This window comes from Intestinibacter sp. (genome assembly GCF_022780145.1).
Lineage (GTDB): Bacteria > Bacillota > Clostridia > Peptostreptococcales > Peptostreptococcaceae > Intestinibacter.
In genome coordinates this window covers 1-3243 of sequence record NZ_JALEXO010000195.1, presented here as the reverse complement: position 1 = coordinate 3243, position 3243 = coordinate 1, and the positions used below count along the sequence as shown (strand labels likewise).

Below are 3243 nucleotides of genomic sequence, written 5' to 3'. Positions count from 1 at the left end.
TCTAAATTCAATTATATCTTCTGGTGATACAATTCCTGACATATCTCTATATTTTTGATATAAATTTTTTAAATTTTCATTTTCTAATTCAGACACATATATTCTCTCTCCGCAATTATCGCATACTGCAATATTTTGTTTTACATTTACCTTATATCCTCTATACTCATCGATTATCTCAGTTATTATTTTATAATTTACATTTTTATCACACATCGTACAAAACATAGTATTATCTCCTATAAACATATTTTTTAATTAATTTTACTATAAAAATTTAACACTTTTTAAAAATTTTTTTATTTTTTTATTCAAATTTCCAATACAACCTTCATTATATTTTATTAAATTAAAATCTACTTTTTTATCTAAACCTTTACTTTATTAAATTCCAACCACAAAATCATCTTATTTTATAAATTTTTCAAAATTTTTAAAATCATATTATTCTTCAAATAATAATTATATGTATAAAAAAACTATTTGACAAAATTTGCCTCCTGCTATATCATCTATGTTACAAACAACAAATCAATAATCTGATGAAACTTTACAGAAGAGTTGTCATAATGACACACCGAAGGAGTAACGCTCTCAGGTACTTTATTATATAAAGTGTGACTGTAATGTATAGGATACTCTGGAGAGACCTTATTTAGTTAAGGCGCCGAAGGGGCAAAAGCATTTAGCTCAATCTCTCAGGCAAAAGGACAGAGATGCACGGAAGTATTTATCTAATACTTCACTCTAAAATGTATACATTATCCTGTACTAAATCGAGTCGATTTAGTATTTTTTATTTTACGGATAATTTATACTGGCAATTATATTTTTCATATTTACCTTAAATTCATAAAAGATTATTTGATTTCACAAAATATTTTACATTAAAGGAGTGTTTTTTATGGATTTCTTACAATTACTTAATTCAATCGATGGTTTTATCTGGGGACCTCCCCTATTAGTTTTATTAGTAGGTACTGGTATCTACTTTACAGTGAGACTTGGACTTATACAAATAGTTAAGCTTCCAAAGGCTTTAAAATTAATATTCAAAGCTGAAAACAACGGTAGCGGTGATATCTCAAGCTTCGGTGCTCTATGTACAGCCTTAGCTGCTACAATTGGTACTGGTAATATAGTAGGTGTTGCTACAGCTATAAAAGCTGGTGGACCTGGTGCATTATTCTGGATGTGGCTTGCTGCATTCTTCGGAATGGCTACAAAATATTCTGAAGGCTTACTTGCTATAAAATTTAGATCAAAGGATTCAAATGGACAAATTTCTGGTGGACCAATGTACTACATAGTAAATGGTATGGGACAAAAATGGAAACCTCTTGCAGTATTCTTTGCAATAAGTGGTATATTAGTTGCCCTTTTAGGTATAGGTACATTTTCACAAGTAAACTCAATTACTGAAGCCGTAAACAGCTCTTTTGGTATAGATCCTAGAATAATAGGTGTTGTACTTGCAGTGTTAGTTGCATTAGTAGTATTCGGTGGACTTCAAAGTATATCAAATGTTGCAACTAAGGTAGTACCTTTTATGACAGTTATCTATATAGCAATTTGCTTGACAATATTAGTTGGTTCTTATAATTTAATACCACAGACTTTCGCTTTAATATTCAAAAGCGCGTTTACTGGTCAAGCTGCTGCTGGTGGTTTCTTAGGTGCTACAGTTGCTATGGCAATCAGAAATGGTATCGCTCGTGGTGTATTCTCAAATGAATCTGGTCTTGGTAGTGCTCCTATAGCTGCTGCAGCTGCAAAAACTGAATGGCCAGCAGAACAAGGTCTTATATCAATGACTGGTACTTTTATAGATAGTATAATAATTTGTACTTTAACAGGTGTTTCTCTAATAATAACTGGTGTTTGGCAAGGTGAATTAAACGGTGCAGTAATGACTCAAGCAGCATTTGCAAGTGTTTTACCAACTGTTGGTCCACTATTTCTAACTGTAAGCCTTAGCTTATTTGCCTTCACAACTATACTTGGATGGAGCTACTACGGTGAAAGATGCTTCGAGTTCTTATTCGGTGCTAAGAAAATAAATATTTTCAGATGCTTATTCGTAGTGATGGTACTACTTGGAGCCTTCTTGAAGCTAGAAATGGTATGGATTATAGCCGATATAGTCAACGGTCTTATGGCTCTACCTAACTTAATAGCTCTACTTGCTTTATCACCTGTAGTTATATCAGAAACAAAGCTTTATATGGACCATTTACAATCTTTAGATAAATCTCAAAATAAAAAGATTAGCTAAAATTTTAGCAACAAATAAGGAGCTCAGATAGATTTCAAACCTATCTCGAGCTCCTTATTATTATCTATCCTTAGCTAAACTAACCTGTTTATATTCATCCATTTCGACTGTTACTTTAAATAAATCTCCATCTATACCTATAGTCAAATTTCCACCTTGAAGCTTGACTAAATCCCTAGCTATAGCGAGACCTAGACCGCTACCTTCAGTATTTCTAGATTCATCTGCTCTTTTAAATCTCTCCATTATTTCCTCAGGATCAAAGTTCAATTCGTATGAAGATATGTTTTTCATAGTAGCCGTTATTTTTCCATCTTGTTTTTCTAAATCTATATATACACGAGTGTTTTCTAATGAATATTTACATATATTAGAAAGTAAATTTTCAAATACTCGATACATTCTTCTTCCATCTGCTAGTACAAATGTATCCTCTTCTGTCAAATTAATTCTAAGACTCAATTTCGCAGCCTCTAATTTATCTTCTAATTCTCCTATGCTCTGTCTTAGTAATTGTTTTAAATCTAGTTTGACAAGTTCTAACTCTATATTTCCTGTGCTAGCCTTACTCGCTTCAAATAAATCCTCTATCAAGACCTTCAGTCTCTTAGATTTTTTATCTAACACATTTACATAGTCCTTTAAATAATCTGGACTTATATCTTCTTCCTTCTTGATAAGCTCGACGTAATTTATTATAGAAGTAAGAGGAGTTTTCAAATCGTGAGAAACGTTTGTTATTAGCTCACTTTTCATTCTCTCGCTCTTGATTCTTCCTTCAATAGAATTTTCAAGTCCTTCACCTATATTATTTACGTCATTTGCAAGCGATTTGAAATATAAATCGTCTTTTTCTTCTATTTTGTAATCGACTTGCCCTTCCTTTATCTTGTGAACGCCATCTATTATCTCGCTTAGATAAGACAGCCTTTTAACTAAATATATCAAGAATCCAAGCTGTATTCCAA

The 3243-nt window shown here is 31.8% G+C and carries 3 protein-coding genes and 1 riboswitch; of the genes, 1 reads left to right on the top strand and 2 read right to left on the bottom strand.

Going from position 1 to position 3243, the window contains the following annotated elements; all coding sequences use genetic code 11:
- Positions 1-228: hypothetical protein (locus tag MR593_RS07635; protein WP_331474765.1), on the bottom strand; the 228-nt coding region annotated here is incomplete at its 3' end.
- A 402-nt stretch (positions 229-630) separates the two neighbouring features.
- Positions 631-724: riboswitch (glycine riboswitch) on the top strand.
- A gap of 180 nt (positions 725-904) precedes the next feature.
- Here MR593_RS07635 and MR593_RS07630 point away from each other — a divergent pair.
- Positions 905-2275 (top strand): alanine/glycine:cation symporter family protein, encoded by a 1371-nt coding sequence (locus MR593_RS07630; protein ID WP_290691580.1) that lies wholly within the window; start codon positions 905-907, stop codon positions 2273-2275.
- A 60-nt stretch (positions 2276-2335) separates the two neighbouring features.
- On the opposite strand, the gene MR593_RS07625 is transcribed toward MR593_RS07630, so the two are convergent.
- On the bottom strand, positions 2336-3243 hold a 908-nt coding region (locus MR593_RS07625), incomplete at its 5' end, for a sensor histidine kinase (RefSeq protein WP_290691577.1).